At 57.4% G+C, this 22,047-nt stretch carries 14 protein-coding genes, 2 pseudogenes and 1 other annotated feature; of the genes and pseudogenes, 5 read left to right on the top strand and 11 right to left on the bottom strand.

All coding sequences use genetic code 11. The annotated features are described in order from the left end of the window. Positions 1-2,951, bottom strand: a 2,951-nt coding sequence (locus tag P0R31_RS33935) for an amino acid adenylation domain-containing protein (RefSeq protein WP_275519014.1), incomplete at its 3' end; no start/stop codon positions are given. A 914-nt stretch (positions 2,952-3,865) separates the two neighbouring features. Here P0R31_RS33935 and P0R31_RS41140 point away from each other — a divergent pair. Further along, positions 3,866-4,893 (top strand): annotated as a pseudogene (locus tag P0R31_RS41140) (IS3 family transposase); the annotation flags it as partial. Further along, positions 4,035-4,150, top strand: a sequence feature (AL1L pseudoknot). It overlaps the preceding pseudogene by 116 nt. Before the next feature lie 78 nt (positions 4,894-4,971). On the opposite strand, the gene P0R31_RS33930 reads toward P0R31_RS41140, so the two are convergent. The 5 genes from P0R31_RS33930 to P0R31_RS33910 all read right to left on the bottom strand — a co-directional run bounded on the left by P0R31_RS33930 (position 4,972) and on the right by P0R31_RS33910 (position 11,530). Next, positions 4,972-5,358, bottom strand: coding sequence for an ectoine synthase (locus P0R31_RS33930; RefSeq protein ID WP_157287313.1), 387 nt, complete (start codon positions 5,356-5,358; stop codon positions 4,972-4,974). Between the two features lie 641 nt (positions 5,359-5,999). Then, a complete protein-coding gene (locus P0R31_RS33925; protein ID WP_157287314.1) occupies positions 6,000-7,412 on the bottom strand; it encodes a hypothetical protein in 1,413 nt (470 codons plus the stop codon). Then, positions 7,409-8,773, bottom strand: a complete 1,365-nt coding sequence (locus tag P0R31_RS33920) for a CHAT domain-containing protein (RefSeq protein ID WP_157287315.1) — start codon at positions 8,771-8,773, stop codon at positions 7,409-7,411. The genes P0R31_RS33925 and P0R31_RS33920 overlap by 4 nt, the downstream gene beginning before the upstream one ends. Positions 8,774-8,776: 3 nt before the next feature. Beyond that, positions 8,777-10,216, bottom strand: coding sequence for a hypothetical protein (locus tag P0R31_RS33915; RefSeq protein ID WP_157287316.1), 1,440 nt, complete (start codon positions 10,214-10,216; stop codon positions 8,777-8,779). Positions 10,217-10,249: 33 nt separating this feature from the next. Continuing rightward, on the bottom strand, positions 10,250-11,530 hold the full coding sequence (locus P0R31_RS33910) for a hypothetical protein (RefSeq protein WP_157287317.1): 1,281 nt from the start codon (positions 11,528-11,530) through the stop codon (positions 10,250-10,252). A gap of 2,005 nt (positions 11,531-13,535) precedes the next feature. Between P0R31_RS33910 and P0R31_RS33905 the strand changes: the two genes are divergently transcribed. The 3 genes from P0R31_RS33905 (at position 13,536) to P0R31_RS33895 (ending at position 16,203) form a co-directional block, all read left to right on the top strand. Then, positions 13,536-14,720: a hypothetical protein gene (locus P0R31_RS33905; RefSeq protein ID WP_275519012.1), complete on the top strand. Its 1,185-nt coding sequence runs from the start codon at positions 13,536-13,538 to the stop codon at positions 14,718-14,720. Between the two features lie 75 nt (positions 14,721-14,795). Continuing rightward, entirely contained in the window at positions 14,796-15,767 is a 972-nt protein-coding gene (locus P0R31_RS33900; RefSeq protein WP_157287319.1) for a hypothetical protein, read from the top strand. Further along, positions 15,757-16,203 (top strand): hypothetical protein, encoded by a 447-nt coding sequence (locus tag P0R31_RS33895; RefSeq protein WP_157287320.1) that lies wholly within the window; start codon positions 15,757-15,759, stop codon positions 16,201-16,203. The genes P0R31_RS33900 and P0R31_RS33895 overlap by 11 nt, the downstream gene beginning before the upstream one ends. 499 nt (positions 16,204-16,702) lie before the next feature. On the opposite strand, the pseudogene grpE reads toward P0R31_RS33895, so the two are convergent. After that, positions 16,703-17,014 (bottom strand): annotated as a pseudogene (grpE, locus tag P0R31_RS33890) (nucleotide exchange factor GrpE); the annotation flags it as partial. Positions 17,015-17,348: 334 nt separating this feature from the next. Here grpE and P0R31_RS33885 point away from each other — a divergent pair. Next, on the top strand, positions 17,349-17,972 hold the full coding sequence (locus P0R31_RS33885) for an effector protein NopP (protein ID WP_275519010.1): 624 nt from the start codon (positions 17,349-17,351) through the stop codon (positions 17,970-17,972). A gap of 356 nt (positions 17,973-18,328) precedes the next feature. Here the strand turns inward: P0R31_RS33885 and P0R31_RS33880 are convergent, their stop codons facing one another. From P0R31_RS33880 to P0R31_RS33865, 4 genes are all read right to left on the bottom strand, one after another. After that, the gene (locus P0R31_RS33880) at positions 18,329-18,733 is read right to left on the bottom strand and encodes a tetratricopeptide repeat protein (protein WP_275519008.1); all 405 of its coding nucleotides are present in this window, start codon (positions 18,731-18,733) and stop codon (positions 18,329-18,331) included. A 216-nt stretch (positions 18,734-18,949) separates the two neighbouring features. Next, a complete protein-coding gene (gene sctV, locus P0R31_RS33875; RefSeq protein WP_157287323.1) occupies positions 18,950-21,067 on the bottom strand; it encodes a type III secretion system export apparatus subunit SctV in 2,118 nt (705 codons plus the stop codon). Positions 21,068-21,077: 10 nt separating this feature from the next. Beyond that, on the bottom strand, positions 21,078-21,503 hold the full coding sequence (locus P0R31_RS33870; RefSeq protein WP_157287324.1) for a histidine kinase: 426 nt from the start codon (positions 21,501-21,503) through the stop codon (positions 21,078-21,080). A gap of 2 nt (positions 21,504-21,505) precedes the next feature. Then, positions 21,506-22,042, bottom strand: a complete 537-nt coding sequence (locus P0R31_RS33865) for a hypothetical protein (RefSeq protein ID WP_157287325.1) — start codon at positions 22,040-22,042, stop codon at positions 21,506-21,508. Positions 22,043-22,047 lie beyond the last annotated feature (5 nt).

Below are 22,047 nucleotides of genomic sequence, written 5' to 3'. Positions count from 1 at the left end.
TGTTCGCAAAGCCGCGCCGCGATCTCGCCCGGCTCGATGCGGAAGCCGCGGATCTTCACTTGGTCGTCATTGCGGCCCAGGAACTCCAGATTGCCGTCCGGCAGATAACGCCCGAGGTCGCCGGTCCTGTACAGCCGATCGCCGTCCACAAAGGGACTGGCGATGAAGCGCTCGGCCGTCAGCTCGGGGCGGTTCAGATAGCCTCGCGCCACTCCCGCACCGCCAATGTAAAGCTCGCCCACCGCCCCGAACGGCACGGGCGCGCCATGCCCGTCCAGCAGGTACACCCGCGTGTTCGCAATCGGACGGCCAACGGGAGGCAACTGGGGCCAACATGATGGGTCAGCTGCAAGGTGGTGCTCGGCAATGACGCTGATTTCCGTGGACCCGTATTGATTGATCAATCTCGCCTTCGGGTGTGCTTCGAAGAAGGCCCTAAGCAGTGGAGTGGCCTGCAGTTGCTCACCCGCTGTATAAACCTCACTTAAGGAGGGCAGCTTCACTTGCTGCGCGCCCCAGACCTCCGCAAAATGGTTCAATGCTACGAATGGGAGGAACAATCGCTCGATCGCCTCCTTTTCCATGAATTCGAGCAACTCGGGGAAATGGCTACGGGTCTCTTCCCGCAGAAGTACGAGCAGTCCACCGTCTTTCCAACAAATGAACATTTCCTGACAGGACACATCGAAGTTGAGGGTAGCGAATTGAAGTGTGCATCGTTTTGACGTGCCAATCCCCGCGAGCGAATTCACAAGCGAGCCGTGGGACATCTCTACGCCCTTTGGCGTTCCAGTGGAGCCTGAGGTGTAGATCACGTAAGCGAGATGACGGGATGTGAGGCCAAGCGTGCGCGGATCGGGGTCCGAATCCGGGCGCTCGGCCCAGACCGGGGCGGCAGTATCCAGATCGACCAGGCTGACGTCGGCCACAGCCTCTGCGCCCAATGCGGTTCGACCGGCGGCATCGCAAAGCAGCAGTCGCGGCGCGGCATCCTCGACAATCTGCCGCAGCCGCGCCGACGGATAAGCCGGATCGAGCGGCAAATAGGCCCCCCCGGCCTTCAGGATCGCCAAAACACCAACCACCAATGCCAAGCCGCGTTTCAGGCAGATCGCCACCGGCTGGTCCGGCTTGACCCCGAGCCCGATCAGATGATGCGCCAGCCGGTTGGCCCGTGCGTTGAGTTCGCCATAGCTCAGTCTCTCGTTCTCATAAACCGCAGCCAACGCCTTCGGCGCCTTTTTCGCCTGCGCCTCGAACAGCTCATGGATGTACCGCTCCGACCGATAAGCCGTCGCCGTCCGATTCAATTCTTCCAATAGATATTTTCGTTCGTCTGCCGGGAGAATATCAGTGCGGCCGACCGGCTGCCTCGCATCGGCCATCACACCATTTAACAAAGTCTCCAAATGCTGCGTCATGCGGCCGATCTGCCTCGGCGCAAATCGGCTGGCATCAAAATGCCAGCGGAAGCTTCCATCTAGAGCGCAAACCTCAAACGTCAGCAAATCGCCGCATAGGGCTGGACCAGCTTTGTGACTCGTCATCAGATCGCCAGCCACCGAACAGCTCTGTGTCGTGATTGTGATGCCAATCGGCCAGGGTCGCTGCGAGTGTAGCGCCTCCACACCTCGCAAGGACGGGCAGCGCGCGATAAGATCCCGGGCAAAGCTACCGTGCGCCCTCAGCTGAGCCAATTCGGCCGCTACGGTTTTGCGCACTTCTTCAAAATCATTAGCAAGGTCAATCGTCACTTCCATCGGCACGACAGAAGAGATCAACACCTCCATCACTTTGGAGGCAGCTTGCGAACCATCCGATGCAGGCGTCCATCCCAGCTGAAGCTCTCTTTCTCCGGTGATGCGGGCGAGATAGATCAGCCAAGCCGTTGCCAAGGATTCCGAGCGATCGCGTGGGGACAGTTTAGCCAAAGCACTTGGAGTGAACCACGAACTCGACTGCCATTCGGGCGGCGACGCGGCCACGGACGATGACAAGAAAGGAGGACGCAATCTCCTAAACTGCCCGAGCCGCTGTCGCCAAAAATCCTCCAGAGGCGCCAGCATTTCATGGACGGCAGTTATGCTCCGCGCCTGTTCATCGCTCAAGATCGGAAGGCGACTACCTTCATCCACATTGAAGCACCTGGCGAGGGCTCGCGCGTCCAGCTTCTGCCCATCGGGTTCCTCAAAGTAGACTTCGACATCCTCGGTGCCCGTCGCCACACGCCAATGGCTCGCGTGGACTTCAATGAGGGAGCCTGCCGGACGGCCCGCGCTTCGAGCCAACACCTTCAAGTTCCTGACTTCGACGGCCTGATCGCCTATGAGAACCTTGGGCAGACACATTGGATTAAGATCATGCGGCCCAAAGCCTAGGGCCCGTGTCATGGCCGATATCTCTTGCGCGGATTGATCCCATCGCAGACAGCCTGCGGAATCTGGCCGTCGATGTCTCGGAAAGTAGCTTCTGTCCACCAGTGCCTGCGGATAGGCTAAAAGCTCCCCGTTCTCGAGGCCAGTTAAGAGCTCGCGGAAGCCTTCGACCGCGGCTTCATGGCATTTAAGATTCAGGCTCAGTGCCGTATCGGTGGGCGCAATCAACACCTGGCGCTGAACCACGATGTCACCGGTATCAATACCGTCATCGATCAAGTACCACGTGATGGCATATTCGGTCTCACGCGCCAGCAGCGCCCAGGACGTCACGTGCGTTCCCGCATATCGTGGCAATGGACCGTCGTGGTAATTAAAAGCACCTCGACGAACCCACTCCAATACATCCGCCGGCAGTATGAACGGATTGGCAACTGAAAAAATGAAATCTACCGGCGCGGCCTTCAAAAAAGAAGAGAGCTCTTCAATGCTTGCTATAGACGGGATGTTCGAGCGAACAGCCCAATCGCGGAATACGCCGTCAGCACACAAGGCTGCACCAATGACGTGGCCCATCTCAATTGCCAGCTGCACACATCTGATAGCGAGCGTACCACTGCCGACAACGACGGCAGAGGAGATCGATCGCGCAGGTAATCTGTCCTGATCGCCTGGTTGGCAGACGCTCCCGCGCGCCGGAGATACCCGATACGACATCTTCACCGCTCCTGCAGTCAATCCATCAAGCTGGGCATTCCCACCATGAGCGTCGCGCGACGAAGCGACTCAAATCAGCCACACTGGTTCGAATATGCTCAGGATAACCGCGCCCGCCGTCGCTTGCGCAATATAGGGGTATTGGCGGTGCCGAAGCTCTTGGGCGCAGCCAAGATCTTCCCAACGTCGCGGGCAGGCCGCACGCCTCAGATATCGTCTCCGGCAGAATCGCAACTGCCATTTCAGCCTGGTCTGAGTAGAGATCATCGAACGACAGCTCCTCCGTCAACGCGCCTTCATAGAGGAGACTACGCATGTACTGTGCCAAAGGAGGAATCGTTCTTTGTCAGTATGCTGGCCCTGACACTGCTATGTCACTTATCCGACCTCGTCGGACATCATACCAATTCAGCGCGCTATCGATCGGCCCAAGGCTTGTGGAATCTCGCCAGATGTGTTTCGGGCAAAGGAAAGAGGAGCCTAGAACGTCAAAGAGATTTTTCCGCGGCGCACCGGCTTTTCAGGTGTGACTCTCTTGAAATTCCGATAGTGCGTGATCGAGGCCAGTGGCTTTCGCAGTGGACGCCTAGAGGTCGTGCTCGTTGATCGGGGGTCACAATCCAGCGGCTGCGAAGTAGTTGGCGCGTTGGCGCATGCCTGTGGCTCGAAGAGTTTGACGATTTGCCAACTCCACAGGGCGATGAACCGATCCGGGTTTGCCGGAGGCTCCGAATCCTGAGAGGATGGAGCCATGACAAGCAAGTGGCGGCGGGACGTCGATTGCGGCCAAGATCGGCTGCACACCGGAGACGCTGCATGACTGGGCCAAGAAGGCGGAAGTCGATAACGGGCAGCGGCCGGCGTTCCGACCGAGACGCTGAAGGCGCTGCAACGGGAGAACAGCGAGCTTAAGCAGGCCAAGTAGATCCTGCGCAAGGCACGCGCCTATTTTGCGATGGCGGGGCTCGACCGCCGTGTCCAAGCGATGATCGCCTTCATTGACGATCATCATGGAGCGCAGGTGGGCGAGCCGATCCAGGGTCTTGCCGAGCCCCCCTTCGGCCTACCATGCCGATCGAGCCAAGCTGTCAGCGCGCGCCCGGCGGAGACGCGGCGACGAAGATCGACGTTCGGCGCGCCTTCAATCAGACTTCTCCGTGTACGGCGTGCGCAAGGTCGCAAGGTCTAGCGCCAGCTCAAGCGCAGAGATCTTCCATATTGTGCGTTCCACAGTCTCGCCATTAATGCGGGACATGGGTTTGCAAGAAACCATCCGCGGCAAGCCCGTCAAGACCAGCAGCGACAAGGCGGCGGCTTGCCAGCAGGATTACGTCAACCGCCAGTTCCAGTCGTCACGACCTTGGCACTCCGATTTCACCTATCTCGCGACCTGGACCGGCTCCGTGTACGTCGCCTTTGTCATCGGCGCCTATGCTCAAAGCATCGTGGGGCTGGCGGGCCTAGCGCACGACAAGCGCCGGCTTCGTGCTCGATGCGCTGGACTGGAGCAGGCCCTGCGGCGGCCGGTACGTCGCGGGGGCTTGTGCAGCATAGCGACAGGGGCCGCCAGAACCTCTCGATCACATACACCGAGTGCTGCTGAAGTAGGCGCGGAGCTATCTATCGGCAGTGTCGGAGATCCTATGACGACGCTCTCACCAGAACCATCAACGGCCTTCACAAGGCCGAGGTGATCCACGGCCGGGTCATGGCGAAGCTTCGAGGCTTTCGAATTTCCACCCTAGAATGGGTCGATTGGTCAACAAATCGACGGCTCCTGGAGCTCATCGCCAACATTCCCTCGTGCCGGGACAACCAGCCATGGCAGCATAACTCAAACCAAATGGCCTCGAGGGCAAGCCCGGGGTGGTTCACTTGCTTAATATGCCGAGCCTGCCGGGTCGTTGAGCTTGTGGCGCTCGGTTCCGTTGAGGGGCGGGTTGAAGATACTAACGAGGATCAGATCCTTGTCTCGCCCCCCACGCAGAAGATGCTTGTCATGCTTGTCTAGCACATACATGTCGCCCTTGCGAATGGGGAAGACATTGCCGTCCATGTCCTCCACCTCGCCCTCCCCGGCGATGCAGTAGCAGGCTTCGAGATGATTACGATATTGCAGAAGCGAGATGGTGTTAGCGCGCACTACGGTGTGGCAGATGCTAAAGCCCATGCCGTCCTTAGCCGTCAGGAGGCGGTGGCTAGTACCATTGCCCCAATCGACGAAGTGATCGGTCGCTTCAATATCGCGCAGGCTACGCACAATCATATTGTTTGATTCCAGGAATACAGGTGCGAGTCACTATTGTGGAAGCGCGCCATTGTTCTGACCTAGAAGCGCGGCTTCCGCGCTCCCGAAGCGGAAAGCCTCGGGCTATTTGGGCGGGGCGGGCCGGCGAGAGCCTGCCAATCCATGTCCTTCACGGCCACTCGCCCATTCCTGATACGGCGGCGTCTGACCTCACCGGGAAGCCGTAGCCCAATCACGAGACGAGAGACCCCGCCACCATGGCGGCGCGGCGGCTGCGGTGGCATCAGGATCGATTGAGCAAGTTTCATCCGCACTCTTAGAAGTGAGCTGCTAGATTGTTAGGGTCGTGACGGCCCTCTCTCAAGCAAGCGATGTGCCAACGACATTCTGAAAACACTCCTGAAAAAACAATGCGCCTCTCGCCGCGCTAGCTGGGATCTGCCGTCACGCTTGCGACACCGATGTCTTGAACGAAACGCAGCTCAACACAGGACCGCGGCGGGGCAAGCTTCGCTGAAATGTGGACAATGGTGATAAATGATCCGGAAACTCTCAAATTCGCTGCTGACATTCGCTGTTCGTACAGCAGCCAACTGGCGGGCCAGTCGAAACGAGTCGGCGTCACATCAACCGCTATTCCGAAGCAATCTGTCACAGATCTAGGCAATACCTGGCAGGCTCACGGTCGGATCACCTATGATAACCAGCGTCTGCCTGTCCATCGCCACTAACTGGCGGTACAATGCGAAATCGCGCATACTTGGCTCGCCGGCGTTTATTCCAGCTATCGCATCTTGCCAAGCCGCATAAAACGCTCCGGCCTCGCGATAGACCTTCTGCAGCGCCCAACCGATCGGATTGCGCTCGTAACGTAAGTAAAGTCTATCGTAAAGCGCTGAGCAAAGGACATGCGTGAGCACCTGCTTGTTGGCCGGATCCCGCAGGGTCCAGTCGAATGTGGGCTCGACATGCCCGACAAATGCGCGCAGCGGCTTTTCCGCACCAAGCAATGCACGCGGCACCGGCGCGATCGCGGCACCTGCGACGGTCGCAATCCTGTTCAGAACCGTACTTATTGTCCCAGATTCAGGCAAAAGTCCCTTGTACCGTGAGACCGAATCCGATCCCGCCGAACAGCACGCATGCGAGTACCAGATCGCACCAGACGGCTGCCACATCTGCAATTGCGTGCCGTCGACTACCTTGTGGTCGATATCGACCGGGGCACCGATCCACGATTTCAAGCGAACGTCGTCGTCGAGCGGGCCAGTCATGCCGTGACTTGTCGTGATCAAGAGTGCTGGCGACAATTCCGTAAGTGAGGCAACCAAACTTGATCCATTGGCCGACGTGTCCGCAATCCTTCGGCGCCGAACCAGATCGTTGTTGCCGTCAATCTTCTCCCAGAGTTTTCCGGCGACCGCACGAGCCATCAACCATGTAATGTCGTTCTTTCCGAGATCGACGCTCCATACGACGGGCGCCTTCGGATCGGAAAATTGACCCTGCCAGTCGTTGATCAGCGCATCGACATAGTGATCCAGCGCAGTATCGACCAAGTCCAGGCGCCCGACGAAGAGCGACATCTGCAGCGCATATTGAAGCGCCCAGGGAAGTTGAGTGGGCGAACCATACAGCAGCAAATATTGCGGAATACAGCCCTTACCGGTTCCAACCTTAGGGGCGAGGGTCGACAAGTCGTGAAAGTTCCCGTCCGGATAATAGCGACGCAAAAAGCCTTGCCCCAAACTACTGCGCCAACGCAATACCGGCGCGTTTGACCGCTTCTCGATCAGTCGTCTGATTGCGGGCGGCGCATCTACCGCGGTCGACCTGTCCGAGTTTGATAAAACATCATTGTCCAGCAGAACAACGCCCCAGCCTATTCGTGGATCGCTCCAGTTGCGTTCATCAATCTCTTGCGGTGCTGCCAGTTGCGCTGTTGACAGCGCAGGTACCAGCCTTTGCGACTGAGCCCAAGGCGTTCGCGATGGCAAAACATCGCCCGCCGTCCTCTCGCCGTTCCATGCGTTGATCTGTACATCCTTGGGGCGGTTGATTTCGTCGGTCATGGTGTGGCGAATTCGCCGAAGCGGTTCGGCCTGAAGTGCGGCGGAACCGAGGGTGGATTGTCGAGCAAGGCCGCGATCTGGTCGCGCACTTCCTCAGGCGTTTCCTCCTCCATCCGCCGCAGAGTTCTCGCAACGGCGAGCACCCTACTGGCGACGTCGGCCGGAAGTTGCAACGCTAGGAACGGCTTGTGAGATGCCTCATAGAGGACCGGCAACAACCATCGCCCAAAACCTCCGGGCATCGCGCAGCAGTGATCGTGAATGATTCGACGAGCGGGGATCACAGCTGGGGCGAAATCGAATATCACCGGACCGGCCGCCGGCTCAGGAGTGAGTTTCGACCCAACGATCCGAAACAGCTCTCTGTAAAACGCTTGGGTAAACGTCGTGGCGGCGGCTGTATCAATCGGCTCGGCCATACCGACGGTATAGGGACAACCCTTCCTGGCCACGGTGAGCGCCATCGAGAACAGCTGATGAAGGACCTCGGCACCGGAACAACTATTAAACACCGTAACCCAAACAGAGGAATTCAGTGCAAGGGCCTCACTCAAAGCTGTGACGGAGAGGAAGATCGACGAGGAATCGGCATTGCCGTTTGCCTCATTCGCTTCGTGATCGCTCGTCGTGGCGATCGACAATCCCTGAATGCCAAGCCGATCGATGCCGTGACAGAAGAAATGCACAAACTGTACCGGAGCGTCTCTCAGAAGGTTCGCTACTTGGGTGGCCGTGGAAGGCATCTGCTCGATGGTGATGCCGGTGTTGTGCAGCGGCCCCACTGCCGTCTTGTGTCGATACTCATCCAGCAACGCCTGCTCGGCTAGAAAGACGGTGCACTCGATCTCGAGGCCGTTCTGTTTGCTTTCGACGATCTGATCGCAGATCGTTTTCATTTCTCGGTCGGCCTTGATCCCGGCGGCGGACAGGAAGGCAAACATGCGCAACGGACGGGTGAACGCCTTCAGCGTCGAACCGATCCTGGCCGGGGCCAGCCTACTAACGGTGCACAATTCGCTCATGGCAAGGAAGCGTGGTTCTGCACCGCCGTGAATTGCTTCCCAGCGGAACCGTTCCGCATCCGGTGCCTTCATGAGAAATCTCAAGGCCGCCCTTTGAGGAACCTGCTGCCCAAACATAGCGGTCAGCTCCGCTTTAATCGCCGGGTGGTCCGACAAGGCTTTGTGAACCGCGGCGCCGTAAGCGGTGACATTTGTCTCCGTATCGAGCGGCGGCATTGCTGCTGCATCGAGGTCGAGCGATCTAAACTCGAGCGCATAGGGATGATTGCTTTGACTCTCGAGACAGACAATCATGTCGTTGTTGCCGCCTCCGATAATCGAAACGATCGTGTCGCGCATATGTCAGCCGCCGAGCTTGCGGAGATAGTTGCCTACCACCTTGTGAATTTGCTCAAGAGTGTCGTCAGAACCTGCGATCGGTTCGACGCTTTCATCGGGAGTAACCTGGGTCCGCGCGTTATCCGAGGACGAAAGCAAGACGTCCGATGCGTTGCGACGTAGTCGTTCAAGTGCCGAAAATTCACATTGGCGCTGCAGCGACGTTGCCCAACTGGGCGCCTGCTTCATCTCATAGTCCGGGATGCCGTGAGTATCAGATGACATGTGGGGCGGTGTCCGATCTGCGATTGAGGCGGAGTGGAAAATGGATGCATTGGCCTTCAAGGCTGGAAGCGGCGAGGATATATGGAGGCTCTCGTACGCATCGACATAGTTGGGCGGGCAATATAGAAAACCATCGACCATAGAAGGCGCTGGCGCAGAGTTAGGTGCGAACAGGAACGAACAGGCGGCTCGCAAGGATGCAATTTGCTGGGAACTGCCGAGCGGTTGATAGAGCACCGCGGTGGGACGGGTGTGCGCGAGTGCGTCAGCGGCCAAGGCCAACGTTGGTCTGGCAGCGCCCGAAGGCGAATTTGAAAACAATGCCGCCCAAGCGCCGGCTCGTGTTACGATTGCGGCGAGATCCATCGCATCGACATATGAGTAAGACTCATATTTCTCATTCGGCGCGATCGAATTAGACATCCTGAGGGCGGGTCCGAATTCAGTCATGCCGGAATTGCAGACGAAGAAGATCGCATCGAGGCTTCGCGTGCCGAGTGCTGCCTTCATCCAGACCCACCAGAGCGATTGGAACGGTGGCTCGATGGGCCCCTGCGAGAATACTGCCGCGCTGGTGGGCGCAAACATGGGGTCATGGATTCTCAACCGTTTGTCATAGCCATCCTTTTCCAATAACCGATGCCAAAAGCTGGCGGTGAACAAGTGCACCCTGCTTTGGGCTCGCGGGGAAGCGGATAAGATGGTCTCTACGATCTGGTTGAGGAGCGTTTGAACGTTGGTCAGAGGCGCGCTTCGATCAGGGTCGAACCAAATCGCAAGTTCGAGAACATCACGGTCTTCGCATGGGCGTTCGAGAAGATCGGGAAAGCGCAGCACCGGGCGTTCCAAGGTTTCGGTCAGCGCCCTCTCCCACGGGAGTACGGATACATAGCCGTGGGGCTTGGCAAAACGAAGCCAGAGCGGCAGATCCTTGGCATCGCCTTTCAGGCTGTTTTTGATACCGCTGGTGATCTGCGGCCACAAATTCAGATCCGGCGCCGCATCGGTCTCGATGCTACTAGGTACACCCAGCTCTCGAGCAGGAATCTGCCAGCTCTCAGTCGACCCCGCCGTTCCAACGCCGCGGATCAATAGCAATTCAATCTGAGGGCTGGCTTCCCAGAACGTCAGCGTGACCTGCAATATAATCAACGGTGGAGTTGATGACTGTCCAGACATGAACGCTCTCGTCGACTAAGGCCGTTCGTCGTTTCAACGCGACATCTGCTCACGCAGTAACCAGGCGATGGAAGGATTTGCGATGCCGCCATGGGCATCGATCCGATTGCCTGCCGAGCCGTCGAAGCCGACAATGGGCGCATTCGGGTAATCCACATGTTCACCCGGCAGGGGAATGGGATCTACCAACTGCTCGGCGGCATCCCGGGGGCCATAGCCGCCCAGCGCCGCGTAAACGCTCGGTGGCGAGCCTGCCGTTGTCGGTGGTGCAGCAATTTGCAATTCGCCGAGATCCTTCTGCCTCAGCAAGGCAAGATGATAGATGGCGTGTAGAGGAATGTCCGCTGCACTGTAGGTGGAAAAGATTGGAGTTTCGACGAGATCGAAGGCGTCTCGATATCCACCCGGGGCATCGCGTCCGGGTATGTGGGTCGCAAAGCTGAGGTAGGAAATGGCGGGCTGCAGGAGAAGCAGCGACTTCATCCTGCGGGTCGGTCTTGAACCTGCCACAAGGGCCGACAGCATGACTTTGCATCCGAACGAATGCCCGACTCCGTGAATCGGCGCCGGACAACCAGTGAGCATTTCTCTCAGCAGAGTGGCGATGCCGTTTGCGCCGACCTTGCCGGCGCGATCCTTCATAATGTAAAGCGACGCCATCCGTATCGCGTTGCGGGGATCAAGATATTCGAGACCTCCGGCGGCCCTTATCCTGCCGCGCCCACTTCCATCGACGGTCCCGATCGCGTCGATGTCGTCGTCAGTCGACGCTTCTCCTTCGCTTGCAAGCTGGATGTCCTTAATTGCAGCGAGGATGTTGTCCTCGTTGGCCTGGGCTTCCTTGACGCCTTCGGGCTGGCCAGGGATGATGATGGGTTTAAGCAGACGCGCCAATTCTCGCGCCTCCGTTAGGTCGATCTTGTTGACTTCCAGCAACTCATATAGGCGCGCGCGATCGGCTGTCGATGGAAGCAGGCCGGCGACTTCCTGCAATACTGCTTCATTTGTCAACATCTGCAGATCGCTAGCGGCCGCTATCTGTGGTCCGGGCTCGGACGGCAGCCAGATACTTGGCCAGCTCACGCCGACGAAAATAGCAGATCCGTGACCGATGGGATGAGCCGCTATGACCCGCTCGAAATCGCTCAGGAATCGTCGATATAGGTCGACTGCGTCGGCGAAGTCGTTATTCCAGCCGTGCGAGAAAAAGATGATTGGCTGTTGTCTATCGGCAATTCTCGTCAGCAGCGCATCGCGAGTCTTCGGAGAAGTGCATGCGCCATCCTTGTCAAACCGTATGAGCCAGCTTTCCATCGCTATTCCTGGCAATGGATATGGACCGGGAGGACGGACAGCAGCCATTTTCTACCCCGCTTAATCAGACAAACCGCTTGGCGCTACCTCTCCAATTGTGGCTTCCAAATTGCCCCGCATGCGAAACGCCCATTCGCTGGTTACTAGCTCCTAACGAGCCTTCACGAATTGAATAATAGGACGCGTGCAAGGGCAAGCTGTGAAGTGGGTCACACTCTATCCGTTATTTTAACCTACCCTTGGGTGCGGCGCTGCATTCCGGATGTCACAGGGCTTCGGCTCGTTGGTACAATGCCAAGATTTCGTCGTTTGAGATCGACGCCGTCCGTGTCGTCGGCTGTCAAGAACGTTTCCGGCGCGGCAGTATTGCTTACCAATTCAGTTGGCTGAAACTCGGCACCGACCGTGCAGGAACACTTACGAAAGTGATCCAAAATTCTGTACCGCTATTCCGCGGTGCCGCTGCTCCGGCTCCCGCTCGCCTCTTCGACTGGACGTAGAGCCTGCAACCCGCACCGGTAGAACGCGCGGTCCTCGACAGTGAGGCGGATTCGCGTTGTGCGAAAGTCGTCTCTCGATAGCCAGACTCCAGAATACAGGCCTCCACCTAGTCCCAGGCAGCTGGCCTCATGGACGAACCGGATATCCTAGCGACGAGGTCTGAATGGCGGTACCCGTCCCCTCGGCTGGCACCTGGGAGTGAGGGACCCACCGGCGGCCTGGATCGCAGCTCGCACGTGATCGTGCGTGTCCGCCACAAACTGGAGTTTGCCTGCGAGCAAAAGGGAGGACATAACATTTGCGGGATACTTCCCACTGATCAATCTGCGGGGTCCACTCGCCTTTCTGGCGTCAAACCAAAACGGGGCACCTGTTGGAAGCGTGAGCTGGCCGATGTTCGGGTCTCCGGCCGCCCAAGCACTTGCGCCCTGAGGCAGCCGCTTGGTGCATTTCGGTGAACAAGGAGTTCGAACTACACGACCGCCACCGCCGCCTTCTAGTGAAGGCAAATAAAACTTGGAGTATCGTGAGATAGTCCAAAGCGCCAAAGTAATCAGGGGCCTCCTTCTCGATGGGGGCACTCAACCCCATCGTCCAGCGACATCCGATCAAGCGCAATCCCCACACCGTCATTCTTCATGAAGGAGATCGCCAGGTTCAAGCATGAGTGCGTATCCCTCTTCACGCTCGCCTGGAGCCAAGGAAAGCACATGCCCGTCCTACTCGGAGAGCTGAAGGCAATCCGGGTAGCGCCGCTTTCCACTGGGGGGCAACGTTTTTCAGGCGAGACGAGCTGCCAAGTTAGCGGTTCAGCTAGAGCCGATCTTAGAATATTCCCACTCGCGGGAGTACTTTTTCTGACCGGTTCGGTCGAGGCCGGTTAGCGCGACAATAAAGGACAACCTGGTGCGCCACCCATGGACGCGTCCGCGCGAACTCAGATTCGAGAGGGCTAGCAAAGCAAGGGCTTCGCGCACCACACGTGGACAACTTGCCTGGATTTCACATCGCGATGTGCTGGAAAGTAGTCCGCCTGCAGTTGATCCATAATCGGCGATTTGGATTCAGTCGCCCACAGCTACCAGGTCTCAGTAATCTGGACCGCGCAGTAGCTGCAGCGCTGAAGAAACGCCCATGCCCCGAGGTGCCACGGCTTTTCCTCGCGGAGCAAGGCTGCAGCTTTTCGTTGCCCTCGCCGTGCTTCGCGCAGATTTTCCTCGCGACTCTGCACATCTTTGGAAACGGAAAGGCCTGGCCGCTCGGCACAGGACCGAGAAGTGTGAGCAACGAGTCGAGTGGATTGCAAAATCGTCTGCGCACGCCTATCGATGGAAAATATTGCTGGTCTGATTTGGACGAAAACTTTGCCTGCGCCCGTGGATAGCCAAGCCGAAACGTCAGCCTTCGACGCCTGGAAGAATGGAGCGCGAGAGCTTGCCAAGCGGCAGGAGCTGATCACGAAGCCAGTCGGGATGAGCTCAGAAAAGCGCTGATCGAGCTCGACATGTTGTTTAGGAATGCTCCGGGAAGCGTGCACAAGGCCTATCGGAATCTCACGGAAAAGCAAATCGAGGAGGCACGAGAGAGCTTCGCCTCCTCAATAGGAGACGGCCATCTCTCGTGGTCGTTGTCCGATGAGACGCCTGAGCTGGCGGCGTCCAGGATGGGCGGCCTCATACGGGAAATCGACAGGGTGCTTGCTGAGCGGCGTTCGCAGTGGCCGATTGCGCCGAGTGAGTGGCACCTCGAGCAGCTTGGATGCTGGTTCATTCCGCGGCAAGGCGTGAGCGCACTGCGCCCAGCTCGAAGGCTTCAGGCCTACTCGAAGCGGGGTTTACTCTTCCATCGGATATTGCCTGCTGTGATACAGGGCTACCGTGTCCAGGTCGTGGATACTCGCACGTTGCATACGACGGCTTCAGACGCGCGCAAATGGAAGATGGGTGCTTGCCTGTTCAAGGCCCTAGAGCTCAAGCCAGAGTTTTGCTCCATAGCAGGCGATAAGCGTTTCAGGGTCGCCAGCGTTGAAGCGCCGTCAGCAGAGGACGCAATTTCTGAGCAGATTGCTCAGGCCCTGAAGGAGAACTGCATCGCAGTTGTGTGGCCCGAGCTAACTGTCTCGCCGGAACTGCGTGCGAAGATCGTCGAACTCATTCGAGACCGGGATGTTACGGACGAGCTCGAACCGCCCGAAATTCTGATTCCAGGGACTTGGCATGAAAAAACCGACCTCGGGACCGTCAACCGGGCCCGGATCTACGACGGCTACGGAGAGGAGCGCTTGAGCTACGACAAAATCGCGCCTTACGCAGACGATGGTTGGGGCATGGAAAATATCACCGCGGGCAACCGGGTATGTGTCCTTGCCACAGAAGGCGCATTGATCGGCATCGCCATTTGCCTGGATTTTTGTGACGTGTGCCAGACGCCTTTTAGTGAGCTCGACGTCGACGTCATGCTCGTCCCGTCAATGGGTAACGACCGCACAATGCAGGGCCACCAGACCACCGCGGCGCAAGTTGAGGTGAGGTTCGGTACCCGCAGCTTCGTGGTGCAGCATCCGACCCAGACGGCGTGCATGGATCGCCGTATTGGTACTATATTACCTCTATTGAAAGAACCCGGCGCGGTTTCACCGAAGGAACTCGGCCAAAACACTGTGTGGGCTGCCTACAAATGGGGATCTTGACAACTAGATTTGGGGACTAAAATCAGAGTAAAGCGTTGTAAAGCGTTATTAACCGTTGTGGTGTAGGGCTAGCCCATGTCGGATTTAGCATTGGAAAAAGTAGAGACGGGCGAAGCGACCGCGAGCGAAGCAAGGCATGTCATTTCCGAGCTCCTCAAAGAGGGGTCTGAAAAAAGCCTGGAGCGCCTCTACGCCACTTTGGGAGCGTGGCTTTGGAACACCTTGGAGAGCCGCCGGCGTGACCAGGAGCTACGAGAATGGTTCGATATCCTGCGACGGACAAGCGCAACGCTTGGCGCGCGGAATACTGCCTATGCGGAGCGCTTCAGAGCATTCTACGACCTTCTACATATGTCGATAAACACGTCCAAGCTCGCACGTCCCAGCAAGGTCTTGCATCGTCAGCACGTCCTGCCACTACTTCGATTGCTCCGCGACACGCCGTCGCGACAGATGGAGAAGGCGGCGATCGCCAAGAGACTGCATCTGCGAGATGCCAATCTCAGCAGGATTCTCCGTTTGATGACTAATGCGCGGTTCGTCGAACGAACAACCCAAGGCAAATTTGCCCTTTTTGCCCTGACCCGTGGCGGCTTGCTCGAGCTGGAAAGGCGCGAAAAGCGCGAATCGAAGAACCGCGACCGGTTACCCGCGCAGTTGAGAGAGACATTCGCGCAAGTCGGAGCCACTCATCCTCAGCACCTTGTAGCAGACGCGGATGTTGTTCGGGATTTCTTTAACTTGGCGATACACGGCTCGGTGCACACTCATGATTTCGCGGGGCTACGGAACGCGGGTGCTGTAGGCATCCGTCGCGCGATTGAAGATTATTTGCTCCATCTTCACGGACCAACACCTTCAGCGCCCGGATATTTGAAGGCTCCGACAAAAAATTCATATCAAGGGTTTTCAGTCAGGGTTGTGCAGGCAAAAAAGGCCGAGGCTCATGGCGTCTACACGATTGAAGCGGTGAGTAATCCGAGACCTGCCTCATTCCCCGTCGGGATACTGCATCCATACGGCGAGGAGAGCGAGCATGTCGACTGAAGATGATCTTGGTGCTTTGAGCCCAGATGAGCCGCAAAGCGACCCCGATGCCGTCATGCTATACGGAAGCGCCCTAGTCGACCGGCTCACCTACATATCATCAACCTTCAGTTCGCTGGTCATGAGTGTAGGCAGAGCTGCGCGTGATAATCGCGATGTCCTCGTTCCATTCGTCGAGGTAAAGTTCGAGGGCCCTACCGGCCAGGACGACGCTATTTCGAAAAGCTTCTTCTCGGAGCTCGTGCCGCTCGAAAATATAGCGTTCGTACTTGAGGACATATCGAACGATCTCACAACTGTTTGCCAACACTTCAGAGCCGTGGCTGCCGGCCCAGTGAAACCTGACTTCAAGCGACTCGGCGAGACGCAAAGGCTCTTGAACGAAGCCAAGGTTAACCTCGAAAGATGCCTGGCCGATTTGAACAAAATCGGCTGAGAGTCCCTTTTGATTTAAGCCGCTGATCAGATCGAAGGCGCTGGCCGGCGAATAGAAACTTGCTCCATCGCTACGTCCTCCCGTGATGGTCTCCCCCGCACGCTCGTTCTCAAGCGAGCTAGGTATTTCGATTATGTGAGACGGCTCTTTGTTGTCCTGTGGACAATAAGAACATCCGACGGTCCCCCGTGGTCGTCCTTTATTTTCAAGATCCTGCCGACGAAGTGTTCTGTGACTGATGCGCAGGGTGCGCGGATACGCCGAAAAATGCTGCATCGGTCGCGAGAACCGCAGCTGATCGGGACTAGGCATCGGCCACCAGAGATGGACGCAGTTCGGTTGGCTAAAAGCTTCGAGCTTGCAAAAACGAGCGAATACCGACCGCTGATCGGAGCTGGCAACGAACGCGCGCGCCGTCTCGGACCATGCAGGCCGAACTGAGAGAGCCGGCCCCTCATCCTTCGAGACTCGCAAGCGCGCTCCTGAAGGACAAGGACGATCAGCTCGCAGCGCTGTTCGACTCTTTGCTGTTCGCCGCCGGCGCGGCCTTCGTGCCATCCTTGGCGACACCGACAAGCGCCGGGCGCAGCACGCGTTCGACGATGGTGTAGCCGGCCTGCACGACCTGGACCACGGTGCTCGACGGTACCGACGCATCGGGCACTTCGAACATAGCCTGCTGGAAGTTCGGGTCGATCTTCTGGCCCTGGGGATCGAACTTCTTCACACCGTGCTTTTCCAGCACGCTGAGCAACGAACGCTCAGTGAGCTCGACGCCCTCGATCAGCGCGATCAGGCCGGGATCGGCGGCGTCGCACCCAACTGCGCGCCATCACCAGCTCGGACCTACCAGCCCGCCGGTTTGCGATTCATACGCTGGCGTCAGCTTGCGGACAGCTAAGCCGTCTACAGGCGGGGTAAGGTCTAACGACCTGAAAACAATGCAAGACGTATGATCCATAGGAGCGCTCGGTATGTACGGTCGAGTTAACAATTGGTCCGGGGATGACAGCTATCATTGGGGAGATAATGCTGAGCATGGCGAAAGCCAAGACTTCGCGGATGCGTTCGCCAGAATGCGATTGCAGGACTCCTCCGGCAGCTCATCTTCGCATCCGAATTATTCACTCGCTTCGAGACCTCCCGTGGTCGAGATCGATCAAGCTACATTCAGGAGAGAAGCAAGGAACTTTCACGGCGACGCAATCAACCGGATCGCCAACAATCCTCAGGAGTACTCTGAGTTTGTGTCTGAAAGAGCGAGGCGCACTGCGGAGGTTGCCGAGAAGTACGCCGTCAGAAGAGATTCCGACGACGCCAGATACTACAGCTACCAATTAGGAAATACGAGTGTCGGCCTCCAAAGGACGGAACGCGGATTCAGCATGACTCAGTTCGAAAGCGATAGGTGGCGAGACCAGTTCCCTGGAAGAAGTGATGTCACCTCAATTGTCGATTTTCAGGTGGCTCATCCGCTCGTCACGAATGCTGGCGATATTCTGCTCGAGCATCAACTTCGACAGGACGGCGAGCGACCGTTGGTGAACTGGCGTCCTGCTAATCCAGAAGCGAAAGCCCGCGCACAAGAAATGGGATTCGTTGAAGTCGACGAGGACGACATGGTGCTCGATCCCACCCAGTCCGGAAAGTGGGAGATAAACAGCGATGGTGAATGGCAGCGTGCAACTGATTCTCGCCGCTATCTCTCCAAAGCGGACAGCGATACTGAAGTTGCAGCAGATTCCGACGAGGACGGTGACTTCATGTAACACGGATCTGCAAGCCTTCGTGTTGCGGCAGGCAGTAAAGCAGCGTAAGCCGACATCGTCGGCTTACGTTGGAGTCTTGGCCTGAGTGGAAACCGACCGCTTCGACCGGATGAGTTGCCTGGTAACAACGGCACCGTGGCGGTTGTGAGAGTTGCGCGGCGATGAATAGCTCAACAAAAGCCCCGGCTTCGAGCCGGGGCTTTCATTTGCCCCCACACACGATCCCAAGCGTCAGGGAATAGAGCATCAATTGACTCGCGCCCCCGTTAGCCGAACAACGACTCAAGCGGGTGCAGGCTGAAGCGTGATCAACCCGCCAAACCGTGCAGCAAATGTTTCGTTAGCGAACAACGGCGCTAGTGAGATTGCGTCCCCTGATGGGGCGGCGGAAACGGCTGTAGGCTCGCGCTTCCTGCTTTGGCCTTCTCCTCATCAAGTGCGAGCGACAGCTTTAAGTTATTGCTCAGCACCGGATTATCGGGAGTCGTTGCGAGAGCTTGGCGATAAAGCGCTTGTGCTTCGCGGTGACGCCCCTCGCTGTCAAGCACAACTCCCTTCGCATTCAAGGCGCGCAGGTCTGCGGGGGCTGCAAGTAAGACCTTGTCGAGGACATCAAGCGCCTCATCGGGGCGCTGGCGTGCCAGCAGGACACGCGCAAGAGGGATGGCCGCATTGACGTTGCCCGGTTGCTGCTTCAATGTTTCGCGCAAAGCCTCCTCGTCAACATCCGCTTGGAGAGCGTAAGCAATGCGCTCGCGCATGGCAGGATCGATCTCTTTGTCACCTAGCAGTTTTGGAGCGCTCTCTTGCTGCGATGAAGGAATGGGCTTAGGCGAGCTCGCGCAGCCTCCGAGTAGCAGAATGGTAAGGGAAGCGAGGACGGCTGAGTACAACCTCGGACCAAGTGAGAACAACCGGCGCGAGATATTCATCTTACATAGATCCAACTACGATCTCACAATCATTTCTATCTCTTGTTAGCTGATTGCGGCGATGGGGTCACGACGCTCTCCTGAGGACGTCTTATGTTTTGACGCCTCGAGCTTGACGGTTCCGATTGGCTGAATGGTAAACTCCGGAGCGAGATCCTGATACGAAAGAACAGGCAGTTCGATCCCGTTGCGGGTGAGAAAACCCCGGACGAAACGCCGGATATCCATTGAGCCCAAAATGACGGGTTGGCTCTGCCCCCGCGTGATGCTCGAATGAATCTTGCGGAATTGCGAAAGCAGCATTTCGCTCTCGCGATCCTCCAAAACGAGATAAGGACCCACAGCGGTGTCGCGCACCGCACCGCGCACGATATCCTCAGTTTGGCGCTCTATGATAACGGCAGCTACAACACGGTGTGCGTTGGCATAGCGATAACAGATCTGCCGCTTCAGACCGGAGCGAACATACTCGGTAAGCAATACGACACTTTGTTCGCGCTCACTCCATTCGGCCAACGCCTCCAGAACTAAGCGAGTGTTGCGAATGGGAATACCCTCGTCCAGTAAGCGGCGCAGGACGTCGGCGACTCGGGGAACCGGCGTTGTGCGCAGCACCTCCTTCACCAAATCGGCATATTCCTGCTCCATTCGGCCCAGCAATTGCCGGGTCTCCTGAATGCCCACCAGACGTTGCGCGTAGCGCGTCAATGTGGACTGAACGCGCGAGGCGACAACTTCGCTCGGACGATGATGCCCTATTCCGGCTGCTTTGAGAGCAGGCGCATGAGCTTGTTCGACCCAGATCCGATCTGTCTCTACTTCTTGCCGAAAGGGGATACCGCTCAACTCAATGTTCGCTACGTCGTCATTGAGCATAAGTTGCGTCGGGTCCACAAAATCTCGCCCAACGGGCACTCCCTCAACGTCGATCCTGAACTGCGATTCAGGTAAGTTCTGGTCGACCTTGGTTGGTATGCGCGGGATTGTGATCCCAAGATCAGATGAGACCAGGGCCGAAACTCGCCCGATTACCCCCTCGAGTTCCTCTTCGTCGATTGCAGCTGCAAGGTTTGGTGCGAGGAAGAGGGCGATTGGAAGGGCCTCTGCAGGCAAGGTTCGCTTCTGACCCTGTAATGGACTTTGAGGCGTACCGGTATTACTGACCTCCTTCTTGGCGGCCGTCTTGCCGCGCTGCACGCCAACATTGACAAAGCTCGCCGCTCCGAAGAGTACGGCCAGTATGATGAACGGAGGCAAAGGGAAACCCGGAACGAGCCCCATCACAATGAGGACGCCGGCGGCCAACCGCAGCGCTTGTGTGCTGGCGGTAAGTTGGCTGACGATGTCGGCACCCAGATTGAGTCGCGAAGGACCATTGACACGAGTGACAATGGTTGCTGCTGTAATCGACAGCAGTAGCGCCGGAATCTGCGAAATTAGCGCATCACCTATGGTGAGGATCGTATATTGATGCAGCGCCTCCTCCAGCGGCATGCCCTTGGAGAGCAAGCCGATTGTGATGCCACCCAGCATGTTAATGCAGATAACTATGAGCCCGGCGATGGCGTCGCCCTTCACGAATTTCATAGCGCCGTCCATGGCGCCGTGAAGTTGGCTTTCTTGCTCCAGTGCCGATCGCCGATCGCGAGCTTCGTTCTGATCGATGTGCCCGTTGCGCAGTTCCGCGTCGATTGCCATCTGCTTGCCGGGCAGCGCGTCGAGCGTGAAGCGCGCCGACACTTCTGCGACCCGTTCGGCCCCCTTCGCGAGGACCATGAACTGTACCATGGTCACAATGAGGAATATGACGATGCCGACAGCGATATTGCCTGATATGACGAAATCACCGAATGTATGTATGATGCTGCCGGCATCTCCTTCAGCAAGAATCAACCGCGTCGTTGCGATGGTAAGAGCCAGACGAAAGACGGTAGAGATCAGAATGACGCCCGGCAACGACGAAAAGTCAAGGGGGGTCTTAAGATACAGGGCCACCATCAGCAGCAGTATGGCAAAGCCGAGATTGAAGCCGATCAGCATGTCGATCACGACGATCGGGACCGGCATGATCATCATTCCGATCGCGAGAAGAAGCATCAATGCAACCATCAAATCTGGATTGGATGGCGCGCGCACGATGAGGCTACGTAGGAAATTGGCCATGAGGAGCCTATTATTGTTCGGATGGAGCCGCGTTGCTCCTCAATGAAACATAGCTCTTGAAGATTGCGCGTGCCTCGGCCATGCGGCCGGCCTGACGCAGCGCGTGACTGCGCAAGACCATCAAAGGCAGACGCGAAGACGGGTCGTCGTCGAGTTTGTCAAGCCTATCCAATGCCACCAGTGCTTCGTCACCGAGGCCTTCCGAGATGAGAGCGTAGACCAGAATGCGGAGCAGCTCGACGTCGTGAGAATGTTCGTTAGCTACAATTTGCAACAGAGCCAGGCTCTGTGCGCTCTGACCGCAGGCAAGATGGACATAGGATAGCGCGCAGAGCAAATCACGCTCTCTTTTTGAGACGTGTAAACCCTCACCGACACTTGATAAGTGTGCCGGCGGACCAGGTGTGAGGTGTTGCTTTCGGTCAGGCTCGGCCATTGCTAGCCTTTGATTAAGCCGTTGTGATTCTGCCGGAGCAGAATTAACCGTCGCAGCTCCGACTGAAGAATCGCGAAGTTTTCACGAGACACTGAACTCTCTGGCGCGGCCGAGAGGGTGTCAGCCAAACGCTCGAGAAGAATGCCTTGTTTTTCTGGGCGCAGAACATCCGAATGACATAGGCGCGGCGTGACAAAGGCGAGCAGGTTGTCCGCGAGACTGGGACCATTAAGCCAAGCAAATTCTGATCCTGGCTCGAACTTACCAATCTGGACGCGCGCCTCGTTGGCTTTGATGGGCGAAACGGGATCAATCGGGCCAAGCTCGAATGAGGTCTCGATCGCAGAGACAACAGGCAGATCTTGCGGGGGCCCATCCTCGAGAATTGCAAAGCTCTTGCCACCATTTGCATGAGTTCTCTCGATTTCGGCTTCCTCGGCTCTAGCAGTCGTCGGCGTGATAGCAGGTGGGGGGTCGTCGACATTGAGCCGCTGAAAAGAGGCTCCAGGCTCTAGCGAATGCTGAGGGAGCCTAGTCATGAGAC

It is taken from the genome of Bradyrhizobium yuanmingense, assembly GCF_029167105.1.
Taxonomy (GTDB): Bacteria; Pseudomonadota; Alphaproteobacteria; order Rhizobiales; family Xanthobacteraceae; genus Bradyrhizobium; species Bradyrhizobium yuanmingense_A.
Note: the sequence above shows the minus strand (reverse complement) of the source record. Positions and strands in the feature narration are given on the sequence as shown.

Coding starts and splice junctions, on each gene's coding strand:
- P0R31_RS33915 (WP_157287316.1), bottom strand. CDS start 10,216: ATGTCTGGACAGTCATCAACTCCACCGTTGATTATATTGCAGGTCACG.
- sctV (WP_157287323.1), bottom strand. CDS start 21,067: ATGGCCAATTTCCTACGTAGCCTCATCGTGCGCGCGCCATCCAATCCA.
- P0R31_RS33895 (WP_157287320.1), top strand. CDS start 15,757: ATGTCGACTGAAGATGATCTTGGTGCTTTGAGCCCAGATGAGCCGCAA.
- P0R31_RS33865 (WP_157287325.1), bottom strand. CDS start 22,042: ATGACTAGGCTCCCTCAGCATTCGCTAGAGCCTGGAGCCTCTTTTCAG.
- P0R31_RS33920 (WP_157287315.1), bottom strand. CDS start 8,773: ATGCGCGACACGATCGTTTCGATTATCGGAGGCGGCAACAACGACATG.
- P0R31_RS33905 (WP_275519012.1), top strand. CDS start 13,536: ATGTTGTTTAGGAATGCTCCGGGAAGCGTGCACAAGGCCTATCGGAAT.
- P0R31_RS33900 (WP_157287319.1), top strand. CDS start 14,796: ATGTCGGATTTAGCATTGGAAAAAGTAGAGACGGGCGAAGCGACCGCG.
- P0R31_RS33910 (WP_157287317.1), bottom strand. CDS start 11,530: ATGGAAAGCTGGCTCATACGGTTTGACAAGGATGGCGCATGCACTTCT.
- P0R31_RS33880 (WP_275519008.1), bottom strand. CDS start 18,733: ATGCGCGAGCGCATTGCTTACGCTCTCCAAGCGGATGTTGACGAGGAG.
- P0R31_RS33930 (WP_157287313.1), bottom strand. CDS start 5,358: ATGATTGTGCGTAGCCTGCGCGATATTGAAGCGACCGATCACTTCGTC.
- P0R31_RS33925 (WP_157287314.1), bottom strand. CDS start 7,412: ATGACCGACGAAATCAACCGCCCCAAGGATGTACAGATCAACGCATGG.
- P0R31_RS33870 (WP_157287324.1), bottom strand. CDS start 21,503: ATGGCCGAGCCTGACCGAAAGCAACACCTCACACCTGGTCCGCCGGCA.